Here is a 23,374-nt window from a genome sequence, read left to right on the forward strand (position 1 = left end):
TTTACCGAACTTATCAAGATTCCCCGAGATCAATTTCCGTATTGTCGCCAATATTCAGGCTACGGCTTTCCCCCTTTACTTCGGTATCACTGCCAATCAGGGAAGTGGTGAGCACAATATCATACAGGTCGGCAAAGGAGCCGATGATGGAATCCTTGATGATAGAATAGTTGATGGTCGTTTTTTCCCCGATGGTCACATTGGGGCCTATGATGGAATTATTGATGCTGCAGCCTTTAGCGATGCTTACAGGGGGTATTATGATGGTATTTTCCAGGTTATGCTCCGGGGCGATCACGCCACCAAACTTCTTCAGGAGGGTGGCATTCGATTCCAGCAGGGTTTCTTTCCGGCCACAGTCGAACCAGTTCTGCACCTTAAACGCCTGGAACCGGGCGCCCTGCTGGATCATGCATTCCAGCGCATCCGTTATACTAAACTCCCCGCGGCTCATCACCTGGTTGCGGATATTATTTTCCAGGCAGTTAAAGAGCAGGGCGGTTTCTTTGATCCGGTAAACGCCCACCAGCGCCATATTGGATTTGGGGATCTGGGGCTTTTCCACCACCCGGTTGATAAAGCCATCCTCACCCATTTCCACCACGCCGAAATTGCGGGGATCATCCACCCTTTTCACCCCCAGCACCGAACCCGGCATATCCAGCACCTGCTTTACATCGTATTCGCAAATGGTATCGCCCAATACGATGAACATTTCATCGTCGGCTACGATATTCCGGGTAAGCTGGATGGCATGACCGATACCGTGCCGCTCGCTCTGGTATACAAAATGCGTCTGCAGACCGGGATATTTCTCTTTCACGTAATCCTGTATCTTCTCGCCCAGGTAACCTACAATAAAAATGAATTCATTGATGCCGGCTTCTGTCAACTGATCAACAATAATGCTCAGGATCGTTTTTCCTGCAAGCGGTATCAGTGCCTTGGGTTGTGTGTATGTATGGGGACGTAGCTTGGTACCTGCACCGGCTACGGGGATGATCGCTTTCATTGAAAAACAAGTAATTTGTTTTTACGAGCCGTGAAAATAGGGAAAATAATCCGTACATATTTTTTTGTGTAAAATCCACACAACGATTGGCATTGTATTTCTGCCTGTTGGCAATATGCACAAAATACCCCCGCCCTGTTGCCGGGACCATAGATTCTGTTTACATATTATTTCAGTTTGAACTACTTTTGCGCCATGCAAAAAGATACGTTAGTTTTTGACCTCATCAACCAGGAACTTGAACGCCAGCGCAATGGCATTGAACTCATCGCCTCGGAAAACTTTACTTCCCTGCAGGTAATGCAGGCCATGGGTACCGTACCCACCAATAAATACGCAGAAGGATACCCCGGCAAACGTTATTATGGTGGTTGCGAGATCGTTGACCAGCTTGAAACACTGGCCATTGACCGGCTTAAAAAGATCTTTAATGCCAGTTGGGCCAACGTGCAGCCCCATAGCGGCGCACAGGCCAACACCGCCGTATTTGTAGCCTGCCTGAAGCCCGGCGACAAAATATTAGGCCTCGACCTCAGCATGGGTGGTCACCTCACCCATGGCAGTCCCGCCAACTTCAGCGGTAAAAACTATGTGGCGCTCCATTACGGCGTGAAAAAAGAAACCGGTCTGGTAGATTATGACCAACTGGAATCTATTGCCCGCAAGGAGAAACCCAAAATGATCATTTGCGGCGCTTCTGCCTATAGCCGCGACTGGGATTATGCCCGCATCCGCGCGGTGGCCGATGAGATCGGCGCCCTGGTACTGGCCGATATTGCACACCCTGCCGGCCTGATTGCCAAAGGGCTGCTCAATGACCCCTTTGATCATTGCCATATCGTAACTTCTACTACGCACAAAACATTACGCGGCCCCCGTGGTGGTATCATCATGGTGCGCCACGATTTCGATAACCCCTTTGGCATTAAAGATCCCAAAGGCAATACCCGCTCTATCACTTCCCTGCTCGACTTAGCGGTATTCCCCGGTATACAGGGCGGCCCGCTGGAACACGTTATTGCCGCCAAGGCAGTAGCTTTCGGTGAGATCCTGACCGATGAGTTCCTGGCTTATGGCAAACAGATCCTGGGCAATGCACAGGCCATGGCCAAAGCCTTGGTGAACCGTGGTTATGACCTCATCAGCCAGGGTACCGACAACCACCTGATGCTGATTGACCTGCGCAATAAAAACCTCACTGGTAAGAAAGCACAGGAAACACTGGACAAAGCACATATCACCCTTAATAAGAACGCAGTTCCATTTGATGACAAGAGTCCTTTCGTAACCAGCGGTATCCGTGTAGGCGTACCCGCCATCACTACCCGCGGTATGAAAGAAGCTGACATGGAAACAGTGGTAGAACTGATTGACAAGGTGCTGACGAATGCAGATGATGAAAACACCATCAAATCTGTAAAGGGCGATGTACAGGCATTCATGAAGAAATTCCCGCTGTATCCTGAATTGGGATAATATCTTAATAGATTTAATACCACAAATGGTGAGCCGCTTTCAACAGCAGCTCACCATTTGCGTTTTAGGCACGGCTGGCTTATATTGTAATAAAAATCCCAGGTACCCGACTAATCTTTAAATCTTACTACTATGTTCCTTGTATTAATCGGGCTGTTATGCGTTGCCTTATGGATATGGGCGCTGGTGGATATTGTCAGGAGCCGTTTCCGTGAAGAGTCTACCAAAATAATCTGGTGCCTGCTGGTTGTTTTCCTTCCTTTCCTGGGTACCATACTGTACCTGGCCATCGGGAGAGAGCAAAAGATGTAAAGACTGATGTGTTCAACTTACACATCCACTACTTTTAGAAAACCCTGCTTATAGCTTCTGCCCAGGGGCAGCTCATAGCCTTCTATATTGATGAGGTCATTATTGTAGCCAGATATGCGGTCTATGGCAATGATGTAGGACTTATGAATGCGCAGGAATTTATTCTCCGGCAGTTTTTCTTCCATATAGCTTAGCCGCTGGTAAGTGATGAGCGGCTTATCAGTTGTTACGATCTTCACGTAATCCTTGATGCTTTCAATGTACACGATATCCTTCAGGAAAACTTTCTTTACCTGCTTGTTGACCTTGAAATACATATAAGCTTTCTCAAAAGCATCGGAAGGTTGTTCTGCCGCCTCTGTTTGCCGCAATAAGGTATACTGATTGTATTTGGCAATGGCCTTCAAAAACCGGTCGAAGGAAACAGGCTTTACAATATAGTCCAGCACATCAAGATCAAACCCATCAGCAGCAAACTCCCGGTAAGCGGTAATAACAATAATTCTGGGCCGGTCGTGCAGGGAACGGATCAGGTCGAGCCCTGTCATCTTCGGCATCTGGATATCCAGTAACAGCAGGTCAACCTTTGTTTTCTGCAACACGCCAAATGCTTCAATGGCATTACTGCACCTGCCTACTATTTCCAGGTCGGCCACCCGTTCAATATAACTGGTAATCAGGTCTACAGCCGGTGGTTCATCATCCACCAACAGGCACTTTATTTTCATAGCCCATCGTTTTTATTTTGAGAACTGCCAGGAAGGTCTGGTCCTCATCAATACATTTAAACTCATGACGGTCGGGATACAATATTTCCAGTCTTCTCTTTACATTCTCCAGCCCTATGCCATTACGTGTGCCATTGCACTTTCCGTTGGGCGATTTACTATTCTCTACCTTAATGATGAGCCAGCCATCATTACTCAGTATATCCAGCCTTATCCAGCAGGTATCAATTTCATTGCTTACGCCATGTTTAAAACAATTCTCCACCAACGGCAACAGCAGGAAGGGAGATATACCGATATGCTTTGTATTGTTCAGGACATTCACAGCAATATCCAATCGTTCACCATACCGTATCTTCTCCAGTTCAATATAATTACTGATGTACTCTATTTCCTGTTCGAGGGGAATGATGGTTTTGCGGCTATCATACAAAGTATAGCTCAGCAGGGAAGAGAGCCGGTAAATAAGATCGGAGGTCTTGGGACTGTTGTGGGTAGACAGTGAATAGATATTGTTCAACGTATTAAAAATAAAATGGGGCTGTACCTGCGATTTGAGCAATTCCAGTTGCGCCTCCACCTTGTCTTTTTGTAAAGTTTGCGTGATCCGTTGTTGTTCATACCAGGCTTGCAGGAAATAGAACATGGCATTCAGGGCAACGATCAGGTAGGTGCCTACGATCTCGAAAATGATTTTCGGGACAAACAGGAATTGCTGCATACTTCTCCAGTTGGGCGGGTAAATGAAATAATAGTTCAACGCCCTTCTGGCAATACCGAATGCGAGCATGCTTATTATCAGCCCTATCCAGAATTGGGCTTTCTGTCCTTTGAAATAGTACTGCTTGATCAGCACATGGATGGTAAAAATAGTGGCCGCAAAAAGAAGTGGCGTATACAATGCCGCTGCTATCAGGTGTTGCTTATACTCCCCATCATAGGCTGCATTGGCCAGCCATTCATACAGGAAATAGCAGGTCCAGAAAATGAGATTGGTGCGAAGTATCTTACTTTTCAACATATACTTTTTTACTCATCTAAAGTTACCAAATTGTCAAGGCAGCCCTTATTTTATTCGACAAACGGCGTACATCGAAAATACCTGTCGGGAAGAGGTTTATTTATGGGTAATCCACGTTATATATCTAATACCTGAACGAAGCACCGGAATATTAATATTACTTTATAGTGTGTTCATGCAACATAAGGAAAGAATCAGCGTCGTATCTACAATTAAAAGTATAGCCATGAAACAGATCACCCTATCCGGCATCTTACTGCCGTGTATTCTTATCTTGCTACAAGCTTGTGCCAGCAGCAGGATCAACAGCCAGCCCAACCCAACCGGTTCTCCGGCTGGTATGCCAGAGATTTTACCAACAGCAGCAGAATCTGGTAATGCTGTTTACCGCAATGACATCCATATCAGAGCAGTGCGGCATTTCAAAAAAACTTATCCTGGTGTAGAGGATGAACACTGGTATGTGATCCGCAACGGATTTATGGCCAAGTATAAAGCCGGGGATATTAACCTCCGCATTGATTATGACCAGTATGGCAGGTGGTTATATTCCATCCGTTATTACGCAGAAAAAAAGCTGCCCCGCGAAGTGAGGCACCAGGTTAAAAGCACCTGGTACGACTACGCGATATCCAGCGTAGAAGAAATAGAAGTCAACAAACAGCTTATTTATGTCGTGCATATCCATGAAGGGGCCGACTGGAAAATGATACGGGTATGCGACGGTGAAATGAGCGAGATCCTGCCGCCGGGCAAGCTCAGGTAAAGTTGGTACTCTTTCAGTTAGGAGTATAAATGGCGCGAAAAAAGTGGCAGGAGTAGTTACCTGCCACTTGCCTTTTATGGCTAAGGCTTCTTTAGACCCGACAGGTTTCGTCCGCGACACAAGCGAAACCTGTCAGGTCTAAACCAAATGGGCCACTTTAAACAGGTTATTTATACCAGTCAGATTGCTTAATTTTGAGATACATAATTTATCCAAATGCTCCAACGTATACAATCTGTTTGGTTATTATTGGCCGCAGCCGCCTCTTTTCTCACGCTTAAATTTTCCTTCTATAGCGGTAATATCATAAAGGACGGTCAGCCCAAGGCTTTTTCCCAACTGGTAGCTACCGATAGTATAGTGCTTACTATTACCACTGTAGCCACTGGATTACTGGCACTGGTAACCATTTTTCTTTATAAAGACAGGAAGTTGCAAACAAGGCTCAGCCTGCTGGCCCTGCTGCTTTCCGGCCTCAACCTGGTGCTTTTTTATATAGAGATAAAGAAGTTTGTGCCGCTGGAAGGCAATTATGATCTTACGGCCGCTATTGGCATTGTGGTTCCCCTGTTCATTGTCCTGGCTATCCGTGGCATTTACCGCGATCAGAAGCTGGTTAAAAGCCTTGACCGCCTGCGGTAATTATTTCCCCAGTTCCAGTTCGTAGGCTATAAAAGTCCGTTTCTCTTTTTTAGTAGTTATTATTTTCAGGCGTATCTCCTGCTTGCCATTACTATAGAGGATATGTTTGGTCTCATCAAAGTCAAACTCATTTTTCTTCAGGTAATTGTTGGCCAGCAGGTAAGAAGAGATATCGCGGAATTCCTCTTTGTCATAGGTGCGGTAAGAAACCATCCTGCCTTTGGCATCGCCTACAACAGCATCCATAAAGGTAAGGGAGCGTACGGTGGTGGGCGCTTCTTCGCGCCGGTCGAGGTGTGAGTACTGGAACAGGGAACTGGTAGAGTCCACGTCTTTCTGCATCAGCAGGTAACCTTTCTTTTTCAGGGTGGTATCAATGCGCCGCTCCGTCCAGTCCAGCATATCAAGCAGCACCGGTACCGTTACCATAGGCCCTGTTTCCTTTGGGGTAGTTTTGGTTACCGTAGTAGCTCTTGGCCGGGATAGGGGAATCCTCGCCTGGGCATGCAATTGCGTACCCAACGCCAATACAATAACCAATAACAGTAAATGACGCATAGCCGGTTAACTTTCCTGCAAAGAAAACGGAAGAAATGTTAATACAGTCCGAAAGTGTAACCTGTCACCCTGAGCCTGTCGAAGGGCTTGTAGCAGGTTGCCTAAAGGGCTTCGACAAGCTCAGCCAGACATTGTTGTTCTACAAAAACCTGCCCGTATAACTCTCTTTCACTTTCTTCAACCCCGCTGGTACCCCTGTGTACACAACGGAGCCGCCGCCGTCGCCGGCTTCGGGTCCCAGGTCAATGATCCAGTCAGCACTTTTGATCACATCCATATTGTGTTCTATCACAATAATAGAATGGCCCTGCTCTATGAGGGCATTGAAGGAATTGAGCAGCTTTTTAATATCATGGAAATGCAACCCTGTAGTAGGTTCATCAAAAATAAACAGGATATGTCCCTGTGCTTTGCCCTTGCCCAGGAAAGAGGCCAGTTTTACCCGCTGGGCCTCGCCGCCTGACAAGGTATCGGACGATTGCCCCAGCTTCACATATCCCAACCCCACATCGCTCAGGGGCTTAATTTTCTGGATAATATCTTTTTCCGCCTTAAAGAACTCCAGCGCTTCATCCACGCTCATTTCCAGTACATCATAAATGCTTTTGCCATTGTACTGTACTTCCAGCACCTCTTCCTTGAACTTCTTACCGCCGCACACCTCACAGGTAAGGTGCACATCGGCCAGGAACTGCATCTCCACCACCTGTTCGCCTTCACCCTTACAGGTATCACAACGGCCGCCATCCACGTTGAAGGAGAAGTGCTTGGGTTGAAATCCGCGCATCTTGCTCAGCGGTTGCCTGGCATACAGGTCCCTGATCTCATCGTAGGCCTTTATATAGGTTACCGGGTTACTGCGCGATGATTTGCCAATGGGGTTCTGGTCTACCATCTCTATCTGCGACAGGTAATCTATATCACCGGTAATGGCTTTGTGCAAACCCACCTTATCCGCAAACTCTCCTTTGATCTTTTGCAGTCCGGGGTATAAGATCTGTTTGACCAGGGTGGTCTTACCACTTCCGCTTACCCCACTTACCACACAAAGGGTATTCAGGGGAAACTCTACGGTAAGGTCCTGCAGGTTGTTCTGCCGCGCTCCTTCCACTTTTAAAGAACGGTTCCACTTGCGCAGCGTTTTAGGCACTTCGATCTGGTAAGTTCCTTTCAGGTATTTACCGGTAAGGCTATTTTCGTTGGCGATCAATTCATCATAATCTCCGCTGGCCACTACTTCACCGCCCAGGTGCGAAGCAAGGGGCCCCATATCGATAATATGATCGGCTTCCCGCATCATCATCTCATCATGTTCTACCACCACTACCGTATTGCCCAGGTCGCGAAGCTCTTTTAATACCCGTATCAGCCGTTCTGTATCCCGGGAGTGCAATCCGATGGAAGGCTCATCCAGGATATATAAGGAATCGGTGAGGTTACTCCCCAGGGAGCGGGTAAGCTGGATGCGCTGGCTTTCTCCCCCGCTGAGGGAATTGGCCAGGCGGTTCATGGTTAAATAACCCAGCCCCACATCCATCAGTGTCTTTAACCGGTGATGGATCTCAATCAGCACCCTTTTTGCCACCTGCCCGTCATACTCACTCAACTTCAACTGATCAAACCACTGCACCAGGTCTTTTACCGGCATTTCACACAATTCGCCAATATGCTTGCCGCCCACCTGTACATACAGGGCTTCTTTCCGAAGGCGGTACCCCTTGCAGTCGGGACATTGGGTGCGGCCCCGGTAGCGCGACAGGAGCACACGGTACTGTACCTTATACAGGTTCTGTTCTACCTCTTTGAAGAAATCATTGATGCCTTGTACGTCCCCATTGCCCTCCCACAACATCTTGTACTGTGCTTTGGTAAGGTCAATAATGGGCTTATGAATAGGGAAATCAATCTTTTTAGCGCCCTTGATAAACTGCTCTTTCCACAAGCCCAGCTTTTCCCCCTTCCAGGGAGCTACTGCGCCTTCATATACACTCAGCCGCTTATCAGGAATCACCAGATCACTGTCGATACCCAACACCTGGCTAAACCCTTCGCAGGTAGGACAGGCGCCAAATGGGTTATTAAAAGAAAACAGGTTGGGTACCGGTTCTTCAAACTGGATACCATCCAGTTCAAACTTATTAGAGAAGGATAACTTTTTGGAGCCATTCACTTCCAGCAGCAGCGCGCCCTCGCCTTCATAAAAGGCAGTGCCTACTGAATCCGCGATCCGGTGCAGGTCATCTTCATCAAACTCCTTTACCACCAGCCTGTCTATCAGCACATACATCTCTTTGGAGGGCTTCCATTTGGCATCTTCCAGCAGCTCTTCAATACGCAGGATGGTACCGTCGTACAGGCGGGAGAAACCTTTTTGCATCAGGATATTCAGCTCTTCCTGGGCATTGCGGTGGGTATGTTGCTTAAAGGGGATCAGGATAAGTACTTTGTCGCCCGCATTCAGCTTCGACATAGCGTCTATTACGTCCTTTACATCGTCTTTCTTCACTTCCCGCCCGGATACGGGGGAAATGGTTTTGCCTGCCCGGGCATATAATAAACGCAGGTAATCATATACTTCCGTCATACTGCCCACCGTAGAGCGGGGCGTACGGGTAATTACTTTTTGCTCAATGGCAATGGCCGGGCAAAGGCCTTTAATATAGTCTACATCCGGTTTTACCATACGCGCCATAAACTGGCGGGCATAGGCACTGAGGCTTTCCGCGTAACGGCGCTGGCCTTCGGCAAACAGCGTATCGATGGTAAGGGAAGATTTTCCGGAGCCGGAAACCCCTGTTACCACCACTAATTTATTACGTGGGATCTCAACAGAAACATTCTTTAAGTTGTGCACCCGGGCGCCCTTGATAAAAATATTGTCGAAGGCTTTTACCGGCCGGATAGATTTTACGGTACTGTTTTTTTTAGCTGTATCAGGCATAAGAAAGGATCACAAAAATATTGCAATGCGCGGTAACTATTTCAGATAACTTTTTACAATTATATCTATTAAAAATAATATATAGTATTTCTAATAGACTGGCTTGAGTTTTGTCAATAGGTATAACTATTTACCATTGAGTGAGTAAAAAGTTTAAAAGTTCTCTTAAAGTTTTGTTTTTTGAAAAAAGTCTCTATCTTTAGTTGGTAATTTGTACAATAAATCAGAAAACTAAAATTTTACTGCCTATTGACATTGTCACTTCTACACAGAAAAGCCGTTCAAAAATAAAATCCATTCATTTAAATATCCTATCACCTTCAAAACCGTAGAAGTTTATGAATTTACTACGCAAAAAGACCGACCATGAACTCATCCAGGATTTCCAGGATGGAGACCTGTATGCCCTCGAGACCCTTGTTCTGCGTCATAAGGACAAGATGTACACTTCGATTCTTTTCCTGGTAAAAGACAAATATCTGGCTGAAGATATTTTCCAGGATGTTCTCATCAAGATTATCGACACTATTCGTGGAGGCCGTTACACAGAAGAAGGTAAATTTTTACCCTGGGCAATGCGTATTGCTCACAACCTGTGCGTAGATCATTTCCGTAAGGTGAAGCGTACCCCATCGATCCGTACGAGCGATGACCGCGACATTTTTGAAGTGATCAACTTCACTGAAGAAGGCGCCGACATGAAAATGATGAAGAAACAAAGTCATGACCGTGTTCGCCAAATGCTGGATCTTTTACCCGAAGACCAACGCGAAGTAATTATTCTCCGTCATTATGCAGACCTGAGCTTTAAGGAAATCGCATCCCTCACCAACTGCAGCATTAACACTGCTTTGGGAAGAATGCGTTATGGGCTTATCAATCTGCGCAAAATGATGATGCAGAAAAAGATCGCCTTATAATATTAATCCTTGTCTCTTTACAAAAGTTTAACGGTGACCGTAAAAATGGGAACGGACAACTACTTAGCTTTGTTAACCAAATCAGAGACTGGAAAGATATTGTCATTCTGGCCCTCCCTCCGACCTTTAGAATGATAACATTGCTTGCTAGCCGGAAGGCTGGAACAGAATGACGCCTAATTGAAATCCCCGCTTGTAAAAGAGCGGGGATTTTGTTTTGTACACGCCCTGCCTCGTGTCTCCACGAACCAGTACTCAGTCGCCAGCCTCTGGCTGGTGACGCTTATTAGCAAGCCTCCGGCTTGCAGCACACACAAACAAAAAAGGTCAAATTTGTCCACCCTTTACAAAACCAACCTCATTTTCTTTTCGTAAGTACAACCATGGAAACAAAGGCCCTACTTACCAAAGACAACAAGAGAAAATACACTGCCGCAGAATACCTGGCAATGGAGATTGATAGCGATATCCGGCATGAATTTTACCAGGGAGAGATATTAGAAAAGCTATGACCGGGGGACAAAATTCAGCCTCTACCGGGATATCCCTACTTTAAAAGAATATATCCTGGTAGATACTGAGTCTATTAAAATAGAAGTTTACTACATCAACCAGCAGCAACATTGGGAACTGCAGGAATACAAAAGCAGGGACGAAACACTACAAATACAATCCCTGGGCCTTTCCATACCACTTACAGATATTTACGAGGATACAGGTTTGATTCATCCATAAAACAGTAAAGGGCTCTGCTGAGCCCTTTACTGTTTTATGAATATGCCTTTATCTATTCAGAGGTGATTCTTCTTAAATCCGTATTTACGTTCTGTGATCACCCATCCTGCTATTTGATGATAACAGCAGCGTCCTTGCCTCCCTTCTTAAATGCTTCCAATCCGCATTCCAGCCACGCTTTATATTCTTTTTCATTGGGTGTATATCCTACCGGCCTTGTCAGTAATTTCTCCTCAGGGGTGACCAGCACATACAATGGCTGGGATACGCTGGTGAAATTCTGACTCTGCAATGTTGCATATACATCCCCTACTGTCCTGATATTTTTCTTAGATCCATCCGGAAGCGAATAAACGAACTGTTGATCAGCCGGCAGTTTGGCACGGTCATCCACATACAAGGAAACCAACACATAATCCTTCTCAATAATCTCTTTTATCTCCGGTACAGGCCATACATTTTCCTCCATCTTACGGCAGTTAACACAGGCCCACCCTGTAAAGTCAATCAGCAACGGTTTACCTTGTGCTTTTGCCAGTTGCAATCCTTTTTCATAATCATTGATCACCTGCGCTTCCACTCCTTTAAAAGCATCCTTTCCATAAATACTATAAGTGAGTGGCGGAGGGAAGCCACTGATCAGCGCCCGGTTGGCATGTTTTGTTTTCGTTAATCCGGGTACCAGGTAAATCGTAAAGGCCAGGAATACCACTGCCAGTGCAACCCGCACTTTGGTAAGTTTTACAGGCCCCTCATGTTTGAACCGCAGGATACCAAACAGGTACAATACCAGCAGGATGCCTATTAGAATCCATATACCAAAGAATACTTCCCTTTTCAGGATGCCCCAATGTTCTACCAGGTCGGCATTAGACAGGAACTTTACCGCCAAAGCCAGCTCCAGGAATCCTAATACGATCTTTACGGATGTAAGCCATCCACCGGAACGTGGCAAGGAATGTAATAAACTGGGGAACAAAGCAAATACAGTAAAAGGTAAAGCCAGCGCCAGTCCAAAGCCGGCCATGCCCATGCTTAATTGCATGGCACCTCCATTAGTGGACAGGGAACCGGCCAGGAGTGACCCAAGTATAGGACCAGTACAGGAGAACGATACCAAAGCCAGCGTGAGGGCCATAAAGAATATGCCGCCCAGGCCGCCTGTACCAGATTTTGAACCTGCTTTATTGGCCAATGCACCAGGCATGGTGATCTCAAACAAGCCAAAGAAGGACAGTGCAAATACCACAAATATGACAAAGAAGAAAATGTTGAGCCATACGTTGGTTGAAATAGTATTCAATATTTCCGGATTGCTGGAATCGAGGAAATGAAAAGGAATACTCAAGACTATATAGATCAACAATATAAAAACGCCATACATGACGGCATTAAAAATACCTTTCTGACGGGTAGGAGATTGTTTGGTAAAAAATGAAACCGTAAGCGGTATCATGGGAAACACGCAAGGCGTCAGCAACCCAATCAAACCACCCAGGAAACCAAGTATAAAGATACCCATGAGACTTTTTGAACGATCGTCTTCAATGCCTGTACCTCCACAGTCATTCACAGGACTATTCAAATCAATAGCTGTTCGCTTTAAAGCCTGTGCAGCTTCGGCAGATTCCAGTAAGCCACCGGTCTGCGTACTGATATTACCGCCAGCATCTATTACATACAGGAATGGTGCTTCTACGGGACCGGGGATGTTGTCGCCTTTCATAGTCATATAGGTAACAGTTCCCCTTATCTTTTTAAAACCTTCTTTTGCAGTAACAGTAGCCTGTAATGCTACCTCCTGCTCAAAGAACTTAATCTCCATATTATCCAGCACAGGTTCCTTCAGTTGCTGCAGTTTTCCATTTTCTGTAATGGAATTGACAGTTACATTAGCCGCCGTAGCACTGTCAAAAACAATACGTGTATTCAGTTCATCGTCTTTGGCTGTAGTAGAAAAGAGCCTCCACCCAGGACTTATAACTGCCTTAAAAGACAATATATATTCATTCGCCGACTTCTTGGAAGCATTGAACTGCCATTGAACAGGGGAAGTTGTTGAGTCCTGGGCTACAAGATTCAGGGATGTAATAGAAAGAAACAGCGCAAATACACAGGTAATAAATTGCTTCATTGCAATCAGGATTTCTGATGGGTAAAAAAACAAACGAGCTCCTTTGGCAGGAACCCGTTTGTTTTGATCAATTATGTTAGATTGTCATATTAAACTACTATCCGCCGATGTTCACATTAAAGTCAACCTCTGCAGGAGGTAAACATTTCTCGTCATTACATACCATGAACTCCACTTTACCGGCCAGGTTGGTCTTGGCAGTACCTTTCACTTTCACCACCTGTACAAAGCTTACACTCTTTTCATAATAGTTCACCACACCATCCCATACGTCTTCTTTTTTCTTGATCAGCTTACCTACTTCTTTGGGCTTACCATCGAGGGTAAGCAGGGGATTCTTGGTAAAAGAAAAAGAGGTGGGTACCGGGCCATCTACGCCCACGTTTTGTGAATACAAATGCCAATCACCAGTAATATTAGCGGTGATATATACTTCATAGGTTTTGTCTGCGATCTTCTTAGCACTGAAATTCCAGCTAACCGGTTTTTCCTGGGCCAGGGATGCACCCGCAAAACCGATAACAGCCAAAGTGAGTAGAAAGTATTTCTTCATAATGCGTGTTTCTTATTAGAACACAAAATAAGGAAGAAAGTACTAAAGCGATCTGCTAATTATTATTTAAAAATTAGCCACGGCTGCTGCGGGACGGGTAGCACCCGATTTGGAATGTATTAATAATGAATTCATTATAATTCGGCCATCAATATTGCCCAGCGCATCGCTGCAAGCTCTTTCCGGGTGAGGCATCATGCCAAAAACATTCCTGTTTGCATTGCAAATTCCGGCTATATTACGAATGGCACCATTGGGATTAGCAGAAGGAATAACAGCACCGGTTTCATCGCAATACTTGTAGATCACCTGGTCATTGGCTTCCAGGGCATCCAGCACAGCAGCCTCGGCATAATAGCGGCCTTCGCCGTGTGCAATAGGGATCTTCAGCGCCTTATCGGGCGATCCTGCGCCTTTGATATAGATATTCTTACTAATAAACTGCTGGTTGGCATTCCTTAACAACACGCCTGGCAATAAATGCGCTTCGCACAGTACCTGGAAGCCGTTGCAAACCCCCAATACCTTACCGCCTTTATTGGCGAAATCAATCACACTCTGCATCATCGGGCTGAAGCGGGCAATAGCGCCGCAACGCAGATAATCCCCATAGGAGAAGCCGCCGGGCAACACGATACAATCTTCAGTAGAGAACATGCTGAGGTCCTTATCTTTATGCCACAACATTATAACTTCCTGATTCAGATCATTTTGCAGGGCATCCTGCATATCACGGTCACAATTTGAGCCGGGGAAAACAACTACTCCAAACTTCATTATAAGTATAAATTTGAGGAACAGCAAAGATACAAAAGTTTCGGGTTTCGGGTTGAAGGTTTCGCGTTGCTGCCGCCTTACGAACTCCCCGGTTACTGCCTCAAAAGAACCTGGAACGCAAAACCCGACACACGAAACGCTATTGCGTCCAATACCCGATATACATGGCCCATCCAAAAATGATCCAGTGCATCACCAGGGGGAAAATACGTCCGGAGGGATAAAAATAAGCCGCCGCATGAAAGGCAGTAAGCGGTACAGCACACAGGAGCCAGTTCACGTAATTATTACCACCATTGGCCACTATAATAAGCATAGACACGATCAGGAATACCAGCAGGAGGCTCCAGCTCTTACGCACCTGGATCAGCATCTTGGTAAGGTTATTTTGCACAAAGAACCCGCCAATAATAAAGGGCAGGATCAGCAAAGTGATACTCACCAGCACAATAATGGAAGAGGGCATCGCCGGCAGGTTGAAGGAAATATTCGGCTGCAGCTTTTTCCAGTCCCACTGATTGGACAGGTACAGCACGATGGCCAGGAAATAATAAGGCGTCGTAATACCCAGCAGGCCAATGAGCCACTCCCGCACCCGCAACGGGCGCATAATAAAGAGCGACATCAACAAGAACAGGGAAAAAACGATGGCCGGCTGGTACATCAGGGTAACGATCCCCATAATAAGCCCCACATTAAAAATGGCAGCGCCCGGCTTATTGGAGTTATACAGGATGCTCACACGATGGAAGATCCAAATGAGCAGTGAATTGATCAGCAAAGGAGCCGAGAAGTGGTTCCACTCTATAAACAGGGAAGTGATGAGCATATAGGACATCCCCGCCAGGTAATTGGTTCTGGCCATCATCTTATGGTCATTACAGATGCGGTTGAACATAATAGCCTGGCTGTACAGCAGGAAGAAAGCGATCAGGGTATAAATGATGGGGGGAAAATGCAATGGCGCCAGAAAATCAAGCAGCCATATATAAAGAAAATGATCATCGGGCTGCCTCAGCGGCGCCATGGGGTGCAGCAGCATCCCGAATTTAAGTATCAGCCCGTAAATCAGCAACACCAGAATGTTGCCGGAGTTCTTCTGTTTAAAAAGGCCTGTCACTGGATATGGATAAGAAGGGTTTAGAATTCAATTTTGGCAAACGTCAGGTAATTACGGTACTGGCATGGAACAATAATAGAAGTGACGCTGATCTGTTTGCCGTAACGGGGCATAAACTCCACTGCCCTGTCCAATCCCTTCAATGTTGGCCGCCGCGTGATCGTTCCATCAGGAGCAATGCTCTGGTCGTTCAGCAGCAACGTACGGCGCTCATACAAATTGAACAGGAAATGCAGCTCGCCCCCTGTATTCATCACCTGGTGCGAGACCAGGCCATCACTCTCATCATCAAACTGGCTCTTTGGGATCACATTATTCCATTCCATATTACCGTCCTTATCAAACGAAAGGATCATTATATTCTCGGCATGGAACCGGGTGGCCGATGAACCGCCCCACCGGTTCCAGGGTGAACCCCAGGAATTATAATAAGGCGAATAGTAATAATAATCTATCGGGGAAGCCCAAGGGTTATTCCAGGAGAAATAATCCCAACGGTTAAAAGTACCGCCCCGGGAAGTAGTGTACATCGATTCGGCCACCATAATGTACCCCCCGTCGCGCTTAACGATCATATTTTTAATAAAATAATCATTAAAAGCCAGCCGCAGGTTGGCATCAGGGCCTTTGGCCAGCCGCCGCAGGTCATCAGAAAAAGGCATCATAGACTCCCGCAGCATGGTATCCGACGCTTTGTCCCAGATAACAGTGTACAATCCTTCCACATTACCCCGCCGCTGCTTATAATACAATGCCGTAAATAAATAACGCCGGTTTGTGTTATCTATTTTGATCTTCACCTCATCCAGCATCTTTTCACCCGTTTTCAGGTCGGTGATACTGAATTTTTCCTCATCCGCCTTCTTCCGGATCAGGCGTACATCTGAAATATTATCGCTGCCATTCCGCCGGATGAACTTCCCAAACACCATATCTCCGTCATTATCCACCAGGAAGTCGGTAAAATAATCGTTCCGCTCTTCCATAGAAAGCTGCATATTATGCTTTTGCAACAGCTTCAGATCGCTGTTGAACAGCAGGGTCGTAAACAGGAAATTCTTGGGATTGCGGCTGTTGATCTTGAATACCATGATCTTCTGCTTATCGTCGCTGAAAACAGTGGTATAGATCTTATTGCTGGCCGCCCAGCCAATGCGGGTAGTGTCCAGTTCAACGGGGTCTGTCAGTCTCTTGGCTTCTGAATTCAGCTTTACGCCCATGCAGTAAACAATGCCCCTGCGCTGGAACTGGTAGATCATCCATACATGATCCGTATAAGGTACAAAATCCACATTGATCCACCGGTCATCCATATAATCCAGCTTCACCCGCTCTACCAGCTTCATCTCGTTGTCATATACACTAATAACATTATCCGACCGGTTATTTTTAAATACCAGTATGTTGGCGCCGACCTTTCCAATGATCTCAAAATTGGTGCGGCGGCTATCATCCCGTTCTGATTCAGAATAGGAAATCTTTTGCGCTGAGGATACCAGCGGAAGTGATGCCAAAGCCAGGACAACGGCCAGCAACCTTCCCATTATTGGATACTTCATCATGGTGCTGCAATGCATTAATACATTCTTACATGCCAAATTAAGCATTGTAATACGCTCACCCAAACTTTCCATACAATTTTAAGTATTTGATTTTCGTGGTACTAATACCAGGTTTTCCCGTCTTTTTTCGCCCAGTGTACAGGCTGCCGGTTCCGGCCCATGCACACCATTCCGTATACTATAGACGGCCATCCGGCCCGAAAGGCTGCCAGTCCCCCCGGCCCCGCGGGCTGATTTAAAGCAAAAGATGTGCATGTCCGGCATATTGCACAATCCCACACAATAAAACATTACCTCAATTAGTTTTTTTACGTATACCTTTGTTCCCGCCGGGTGCCTTTAACCCGGCATTAACATTGGATGATATATTGTTAAACCCTTTGAAACGGGATAAGCTACTCAGACGTGGGCAAATTAGATAAAGTAACCGCTGCCACCTTACTCATTGCGTTAGGGATCATCTACGGAGATATTGGCACCTCCCCTCTTTATGTATTGAATGCCATCATCCGCGACCGGGTGATTGATGATACATTAATACTTGGGTCCCTTTCCTGTATTATCTGGACACTTACGCTGCAAACGACCATTAAGTATGTAATCCTGACCTTAAAAGCAGATAACCGGGGGGAAGGAGGTATCTTTTCCCTGTATGCCCTGGTACGCCGGCAGAAAAAATGGCTTGTTATTCCTGCCATGATCGGGGGCGCAGCACTCCTGGCCGACGGGATGATCACACCGCCCATTTCCGTCACCTCTTCCATTGAAGGTTTGCGGAACATTGAAACGCTGGGCGTAATACCGGATAATACCATCGTTTATATTGTATTGGGTATCATCACAGCCCTTTTCTTCCTCCAGCAATTTGGCACCGCCTCTATCGGCAAACTGTTCGGCCCGATCATGTTTTGCTGGTTCCTCATGCTGGCTGCTTTAGGAGCTACCCACCTGTTTGACGACATGCATATCTTCCGGGCTTTTAGTCCGCATTATGCCATTGAACTGCTCACTACCTATGATGATGGAAGAGGGTTCTGGATACTGGGAGCGGTATTCCTGTGTACTACCGGGGCAGAGGCGTTGTACTCCGACCTGGGGCACTGCGGCCGGGCCAACATCCGCTACTCCTGGATCTTCGTTAAAACCTGCCTGATCCTGAATTATATTGGGCAGGGCGCTTATTTATTATCCTCCTACAGAGGTAAGACGATCACTGAGGAAATGATCAATACCGGCTTCAATCCTTTCTATGCCATCATGCCTCAATGGTTCCTGATACCCGGTATCATCATCGCCACGGCCGCTGCCATCATTGCCAGTCAGGCCCTCATCAGCGGCTCCTTCACCCTCATCAGTGAAGCCATGCGCCTCAACCTCTGGCCCAAAATGCGTATTAACTATCCTACAGAGGAAAAAGGGCAATTATACGTTCCGGGCATCAATACCATCCTGTTCCTGGGCTGTTGCGGCATCGTATTATACTTTCAAAAGTCAACCAGCATGGAAGCCGCCTATGGCCTGGCCATCACCATTTGTATGATCGCCACTACCATTCTGTTTGCCAACTTTCTGGTCTCCCGGCGGGCACAGCCTGCTCTCATCTACCTGTTCCTGATCGTTTACCTGAGCATAGAACTATCCTTCCTCTTTGCCAACCTGGAGAAATTTCCACACGGAGGTTTTGTGACCCTTATTGTGGGCGGGGCCTTGTTTGCTGTCATGTACATCTGGTTCCGTAGCCGCAAGATCAAGAACCGTTATGTGGAGTTTGTACGCCTGGAACACTATATTCCCCAGATCCAGGAACTGAGCAACGACAAAACCGTTCCCAAATATGCCACGCACCTGGTATACCTTACCAGCGCCAACAACCCCAAGGAAATTGAACATAAGATCATCTATTCCATCCTGAATAAAAAGCCCAAACGGGCCGACATCTACTGGTTTGTACACGTAGATACCCTCGATGATCCCTATACCTGCGAATACAAGGTAGACCATATTATTCCCAATGATATCATCCGCGTGGAGTTCAGGCTGGGCTTCCGGATGGAGCCCCGCATCAACCTCATGTTCCGCAAAGTAGTAGCCGACCTGGTGGCCAATAAGGAAGTAAATATTACCAGCCGCTATGAAAGCCTGGAAAGGAACAATGTAGTAGGTGACTTCCAATTTGTGGTCATGGAAAAATTCCTGAGCCAGGATAATGAACTGCCCATCTTTGAGCGCTTTATCATGAAACTGCATTTCTGGATCAAGGAATGGAGTCTGTCGGAAGAACGTGGCTTTGGATTGGATGTATCGAATGTGACTGTTGAGAAATTCCCGCTCATCGTGGCGCCCGTTGAAAACCCCGGCCTCAGAAGAATATACTCGCCGGAAGAACAACTATAGCAATCAAACCATAAACTATATTGCCGGTTTTCATTTGGTATATACTCTTAGGGATAGTTATACTCACTGCTGTAGCCTGGCTATTGCAGGACCGGTTCATCTTTAAGCCCGAACGCCTGCCGGCGGATTTCAAATTCCAGTACGATGTCCCTTTCCGTGAGCTCTTTTTCGATGTAGCGCCCGGCGTACGCATCAATGGCCTGCATTTCTTCCGCAACAATCCGCAGGGCCTCATCCTTTACTTTCATGGCAATACCCGCAGCATCAAAGGCTGGGCTAAATATACCCGTGATTTCTACCGTTATGATTATGATGTGGTCATCGTAGACTACCGCGGCTTTGGTAAAAGCACCGGCAAGCGGAGTGAGAAGGAAATGCTGGCAGATATGCAGTTTGTGTACAATACTTTATTGCAAACCTGTCCTGAGCACCATATCATCGTATATGGCAGAAGCATCGGCAGCGGGTTTGCCTGCAAGATCGCTTCCGACAACAAACCCCGTTACCTCATCCTCGATTCGCCATACTATAATTTCCGTAAAGTAGTTACCCGTTTCCTCCCCATCCTGCCGGTACGGTATGTATTGCGCTATCACCTGCGTACCGATAAATGGATACGTTATGTGAACTGCCATACCTACATCATCCATGGCACCAGGGACTGGCTGATACCCATCCGCCACAGCGAAAACCTGCAGGCCATCAATCCTTCCAAAATCACCCTCATCCGCATTCATGGCGGAATGCATAATAACTTACCTTCGTTCCCCGAATACCATAATTTCATCCGGGATATCCTGAAGTATTAGTGCTCATGAAGAAGAAAATCATTCGCTGGGTAAGTATCATCGTCATGATCTATTGTATCATCGGCATCGGTATCTTTTACGGGCAGGATAAGATCCTCTTCCATCCCGAACCGCTGGACAGGAATTACAACTATAATTTTCACACACCTTACAAAGAAGTAAACATTCCCTATGCCACCGGGGTAAACATGAGCGTGGTGCAGTTCACTACCAGCGATTCCATGCCCAAAGGAGTGGTATTGTATTTTCATGGCAACCGGCAGAACATAGGCCGTTACGCGCCCTTTGCCCCGGCCTTTACCAAACAGGGATATGAAGTATGGATGATTGATTATCCCGGTTATGGTAAAAGTACTGGTCCTTTTACAGAACAACGCCTGTACGACTGGGCCCTTACTTTTTACAAGCTGGCCAGGGCCCGCTTTAAGCCCGACAGCATTGTATTATACGGTAAATCCATGGGTACCGGCATTGCCACGCAACTGGCAGCCATCCGCGACTGTAAGCACCTGGTACTGGAAACACCCTACTATAGCTTTCCTTCCATTACCGGCATGTATTTTCCCATCTACCCGGTTGAAAGGATAATCCGTTTCAAAATACCCACCTGGCAGTACATGCAACAGGTAACGGCGCCGGTGACCATCTTTCACGGAACGGATGATGGCGTTATCCGTTACAGCAATGCACAGCGGTTACTGCCTTACCTGAAACCCGGCGATCAGTTCATAACCATTGAAGGGGGAAGTCATAACAATCTTTCTGAATACCCGGTCTACCAACAGAAATTAGACTCCTTATTGAGATAGAAGAATTCAGAAGCCAGAATCCAGAATAATACAGGGTAGCAATGGCTTCTGGATACTGAATACTGGATGCTGGATTCTCTATATCGGTACTACATTCGCACTCTTATTCTTCCTCACTTTCTCCGGAATAGCCCCAATGATCTCTTCCTTCAGCACTTCGATCAAGCGTTTCTTCACAAAATCCCGGTGCACCACCAGGCTCACCTCGCGCATGGGAGCCGGCTTTTGAAAATGGCGGATCAGTTGCAGGCGCTTATTGTCCATATCCAGGGTCGTTAGTTCGGGCAGGATGGTAATCCCGTCATTCAGTTCTACCATGCGGCGTAAAGCCTCAATACTACCGGCCTCATATTCAAAATGGCTGCTTAGCTCACTGGCCTTGCGCAGCTCACACAGGTTCACGATCTGCGAGCGGAAGCAATGCCCTTCTTCCATCAGCCACAACTTTTCGGGATCAATATCCTGCGCCAGTACATAGGTCTTCTTATAGGCTACATTCTTGCGTGCCACATAGGCCAGCAGCTCTTCATAAAAAAGCACATGCTCCTTAATCCCTTTTTCCTGCAATGGCGTTACCACAATGCCCACATCTATACGTCCTTCCCGCAGGCGGGTAATAACATACTCCGTAAGCATCTCCTGTACGATCAGCTTTACCTGCGGGTATTTCTTGCTGAAGCCTTGTACAAACAAAGGTAGCAGGTAGGGCGCCAGGGTAGGGATAATACCTATCCGCAGCTCTCCTGTCAGCACTCCCTTCTTATTTTGTACAATCTCCTGTATTACATTCTTTTCGGCCAGTATTTTACGCGCCTGCTCTATAATCTCCGTCCCCGCTTCTGTAGGCACTACCGGCTGCTTGCTGCGGTCAAAGATCTTGACCCCCAATTCCTCTTCCAGCTTCTGTATCTGCATACTCAGCGTAGGTTGCGTAACAAAACACCGGCTGGCCGCCAGTGCAAAGTGCCGGCAGGTATCCACCGCCACCACGTATTCCAGTTGGACAAAAGTCATATAGATGCTATCTATGGGTGAATATTATTAATCGATTAGATTTATCGGCAAAATAAATGAAGTTTTGCATACAAATGTGACATCAATCTGTAACAGTCTAAACGTCGGTTCGATAGGTTAACCAAAAGGTGATACCGGCTCCCATGCCGGTTTCACCTTTTTATGGGGGGTACTACTCTTCCAATATGACTTTGCTTTTACCCACTTTCAGCTTATACCCTACCCCCACTTTCAAAGCGTAATTTTCTTTTTCATGACTTACGGGGAAATTAAAACAGACGGGATAATCGTATTCTTTTACGCAATTATGGATGATCTCATAAGCTGTGTTACCAAAAGGCCGTTCGGTATCCTTATTATCGGTGAATCCACCGATAATAAGACCAGCCAGTTTGTCCAGTTTTCCGGCCCGCTTCAACTGGTACAACATACGGTCGATATTGTACAGGTATTCGCCTATATCCTCCAGGAACAATATCCTGCCCTTGGTCTTCATATCAGAAGGTGTTCCGACCAGGTGGGCCAACAGGGATAAGTTACCGCCTACCAGTTCCCCGATGGCTTCTCCTTTGTGGTTAAACTCATGCACCCCGCAATGATACCGGGCCGTTCTTCCTTCCAGCGCCTGCCTAAGCGATTGTACATATTCATTATTAAACCCATCCTCATTGAAGGCTGCCGCCATCGGGGCATGCAGGGAGGCGATCTTATAATTGGAGTACAGGTGTGCGTGCAGTACGGTAATATCACTAAAGCCGATGATCCACTTGGGGTTCTTTTTAAACTTGCTGAAATCCACGCTGTCAATGATCCGCCCCATACCATACCCGCCGCGTCCGCACAAGATGGCTTTCACCATATCATCATCCAGCATTTCCTGGAAATCGCGCAGGCGCTCTTCATCCGTTCCGGAAAAATAAGTAGTGGAATCACTGCCCAGGGTCTTTCCTACTTTAACCTGGTAACCCCATTGCTGTAAGGTATCAATACAGGTCTGCGCTTTTGCTGCCACCATGTAGCCTGCAGGACATACTATTCCAATAGTGTCGCCAGGCGCCAGATAGGAAGGTGCTTTTACCATTAATTATAAA

22 protein-coding genes are annotated in these 23,374 nt (G+C 46.5%); 10 read left to right on the plus strand and 12 right to left on the minus strand.

Annotated elements, in window-relative coordinates; genetic code table 11:
• Positions 1-13: 13 nt before the first annotated feature.
• Positions 14-1,012 carry a sugar phosphate nucleotidyltransferase gene (locus HB364_RS00095; RefSeq protein WP_167285873.1) on the minus strand — a complete coding sequence of 333 codons (999 nt, stop codon included), beginning with the start codon at positions 1,010-1,012 and terminating at the stop codon, positions 14-16.
• Between the two features lie 195 nt (positions 1,013-1,207).
• Here HB364_RS00095 and HB364_RS00100 point away from each other — a divergent pair, with 195 nt between their 5' ends.
• On the plus strand, positions 1,208-2,488 hold the full coding sequence (locus HB364_RS00100) for a serine hydroxymethyltransferase (protein ID WP_167285874.1): 1,281 nt from the start codon (positions 1,208-1,210) through the stop codon (positions 2,486-2,488).
• Between the two features lie 132 nt (positions 2,489-2,620).
• Positions 2,621-2,800: a PLDc N-terminal domain-containing protein gene (locus HB364_RS00105; protein ID WP_167285875.1), complete on the plus strand. Its 180-nt coding sequence runs from the start codon at positions 2,621-2,623 to the stop codon at positions 2,798-2,800.
• Positions 2,801-2,817: 17 nt separating this feature from the next.
• On the opposite strand, the gene HB364_RS00110 is transcribed toward HB364_RS00105, so the two are convergent.
• Together HB364_RS00110 and HB364_RS00115 are read right to left on the minus strand one after the other, a co-directional pair.
• A complete protein-coding gene (locus tag HB364_RS00110; RefSeq protein WP_167285876.1) occupies positions 2,818-3,528 on the minus strand; it encodes a LytR/AlgR family response regulator transcription factor in 711 nt (236 codons plus the stop codon).
• Entirely contained in the window at positions 3,500-4,549 is a 1,050-nt protein-coding gene (locus HB364_RS00115; RefSeq protein WP_167285877.1) for a sensor histidine kinase, read from the minus strand. Before HB364_RS00115 ends, HB364_RS00110 begins: the two co-directional genes overlap by 29 nt.
• A 226-nt stretch (positions 4,550-4,775) precedes the next feature.
• On the opposite strand from HB364_RS00115, the gene HB364_RS00120 reads away from it, so the two are divergent.
• Together HB364_RS00120 and HB364_RS00125 are read left to right on the plus strand one after the other, a co-directional pair.
• Complete coding sequence (locus tag HB364_RS00120; RefSeq protein ID WP_167285878.1) at positions 4,776-5,315, plus strand: hypothetical protein; 540 nt, start codon at positions 4,776-4,778, stop codon at positions 5,313-5,315.
• Positions 5,316-5,531: 216 nt separating this feature from the next.
• Positions 5,532-5,957: a DUF4293 family protein gene (locus tag HB364_RS00125; protein ID WP_167285879.1), complete on the plus strand. Its 426-nt coding sequence runs from the start codon at positions 5,532-5,534 to the stop codon at positions 5,955-5,957.
• Here the strand turns inward: HB364_RS00125 and HB364_RS00130 are convergent, their stop codons facing one another.
• Together HB364_RS00130 and uvrA are read right to left on the minus strand one after the other, a co-directional pair.
• Positions 5,958-6,515 (minus strand): hypothetical protein, encoded by a 558-nt coding sequence (locus HB364_RS00130; protein ID WP_167285880.1) that lies wholly within the window; start codon positions 6,513-6,515, stop codon positions 5,958-5,960.
• A gap of 139 nt (positions 6,516-6,654) precedes the next feature.
• The gene (gene uvrA, locus HB364_RS00135) at positions 6,655-9,456 is read right to left on the minus strand and encodes an excinuclease ABC subunit UvrA (RefSeq protein WP_167285881.1); all 2,802 of its coding nucleotides are present in this window, start codon (positions 9,454-9,456) and stop codon (positions 6,655-6,657) included.
• Between the two features lie 338 nt (positions 9,457-9,794).
• Here uvrA and HB364_RS00140 point away from each other — a divergent pair, with 338 nt between their 5' ends.
• The 3 genes from HB364_RS00140 (at position 9,795) to HB364_RS33610 (ending at position 11,111) form a co-directional block, all read left to right on the plus strand.
• Complete coding sequence (locus HB364_RS00140; protein WP_119053595.1) at positions 9,795-10,376, plus strand: RNA polymerase sigma factor; 582 nt, start codon at positions 9,795-9,797, stop codon at positions 10,374-10,376.
• A gap of 383 nt (positions 10,377-10,759) precedes the next feature.
• Positions 10,760-10,888, plus strand: coding sequence for a Uma2 family endonuclease (locus HB364_RS33005; protein WP_215727960.1), 129 nt, complete (start codon positions 10,760-10,762; stop codon positions 10,886-10,888).
• A gap of 52 nt (positions 10,889-10,940) precedes the next feature.
• The gene (locus HB364_RS33610; RefSeq protein ID WP_394353213.1) at positions 10,941-11,111 is read left to right on the plus strand and encodes a hypothetical protein; all 171 of its coding nucleotides are present in this window, start codon (positions 10,941-10,943) and stop codon (positions 11,109-11,111) included.
• A 109-nt stretch (positions 11,112-11,220) separates the two neighbouring features.
• Here the strand turns inward: HB364_RS33610 and HB364_RS00150 are convergent, their stop codons facing one another.
• The 5 genes from HB364_RS00150 to HB364_RS00170 all read right to left on the minus strand — a co-directional run bounded on the left by HB364_RS00150 (position 11,221) and on the right by HB364_RS00170 (position 17,254).
• Positions 11,221-13,245 carry a protein-disulfide reductase DsbD family protein gene (locus HB364_RS00150; protein WP_167285882.1) on the minus strand — a complete coding sequence of 675 codons (2,025 nt, stop codon included), beginning with the start codon at positions 13,243-13,245 and terminating at the stop codon, positions 11,221-11,223.
• 97 nt (positions 13,246-13,342) lie between these two features.
• Positions 13,343-13,798, minus strand: coding sequence for a protein-disulfide reductase DsbD domain-containing protein (locus tag HB364_RS00155; protein WP_167285883.1), 456 nt, complete (start codon positions 13,796-13,798; stop codon positions 13,343-13,345).
• 66 nt (positions 13,799-13,864) lie between these two features.
• Complete coding sequence (purQ, locus tag HB364_RS00160; protein ID WP_167285884.1) at positions 13,865-14,575, minus strand: phosphoribosylformylglycinamidine synthase subunit PurQ; 711 nt, start codon at positions 14,573-14,575, stop codon at positions 13,865-13,867.
• A 139-nt stretch (positions 14,576-14,714) separates the two neighbouring features.
• Positions 14,715-15,695 carry a DUF6427 family protein gene (locus HB364_RS00165; protein ID WP_167285885.1) on the minus strand — a complete coding sequence of 327 codons (981 nt, stop codon included), beginning with the start codon at positions 15,693-15,695 and terminating at the stop codon, positions 14,715-14,717.
• Positions 15,696-15,715: 20 nt separating this feature from the next.
• Positions 15,716-17,254, minus strand: coding sequence for a hypothetical protein (locus HB364_RS00170; protein WP_167285886.1), 1,539 nt, complete (start codon positions 17,252-17,254; stop codon positions 15,716-15,718).
• Between the two features lie 408 nt (positions 17,255-17,662).
• Here HB364_RS00170 and HB364_RS00175 point away from each other — a divergent pair, with 408 nt between their 5' ends.
• Genes HB364_RS00175 through HB364_RS00185 form a run of 3 tightly spaced genes read left to right on the plus strand, consistent with a single transcriptional unit; the run spans position 17,663 to position 21,269 of the window.
• Positions 17,663-19,651 carry a KUP/HAK/KT family potassium transporter gene (locus HB364_RS00175; RefSeq protein ID WP_167285887.1) on the plus strand — a complete coding sequence of 663 codons (1,989 nt, stop codon included), beginning with the start codon at positions 17,663-17,665 and terminating at the stop codon, positions 19,649-19,651.
• Positions 19,652-19,671: 20 nt separating this feature from the next.
• A complete protein-coding gene (locus tag HB364_RS00180) occupies positions 19,672-20,460 on the plus strand; it encodes an alpha/beta hydrolase (protein WP_167285888.1) in 789 nt (262 codons plus the stop codon).
• A 5-nt stretch (positions 20,461-20,465) separates the two neighbouring features.
• Entirely contained in the window at positions 20,466-21,269 is an 804-nt protein-coding gene (locus HB364_RS00185) for an alpha/beta hydrolase (protein WP_167285889.1), read from the plus strand.
• A 78-nt stretch (positions 21,270-21,347) separates the two neighbouring features.
• On the opposite strand, the gene HB364_RS00190 is transcribed toward HB364_RS00185, so the two are convergent.
• Positions 21,348-22,283 (minus strand): hydrogen peroxide-inducible genes activator, encoded by a 936-nt coding sequence (locus HB364_RS00190; RefSeq protein WP_167285890.1) that lies wholly within the window; start codon positions 22,281-22,283, stop codon positions 21,348-21,350.
• Between the two features lie 172 nt (positions 22,284-22,455).
• Positions 22,456-23,364, minus strand: a complete 909-nt coding sequence (locus HB364_RS00195; RefSeq protein WP_167285891.1) for a S66 peptidase family protein — start codon at positions 23,362-23,364, stop codon at positions 22,456-22,458.
• Between the last annotated feature and the right edge of the window lie 10 nt (positions 23,365-23,374).

Source organism: Paraflavitalea devenefica, from assembly GCF_011759375.1.
Taxonomy (GTDB): Bacteria; Bacteroidota; Bacteroidia; order Chitinophagales; family Chitinophagaceae; genus Paraflavitalea; species Paraflavitalea devenefica.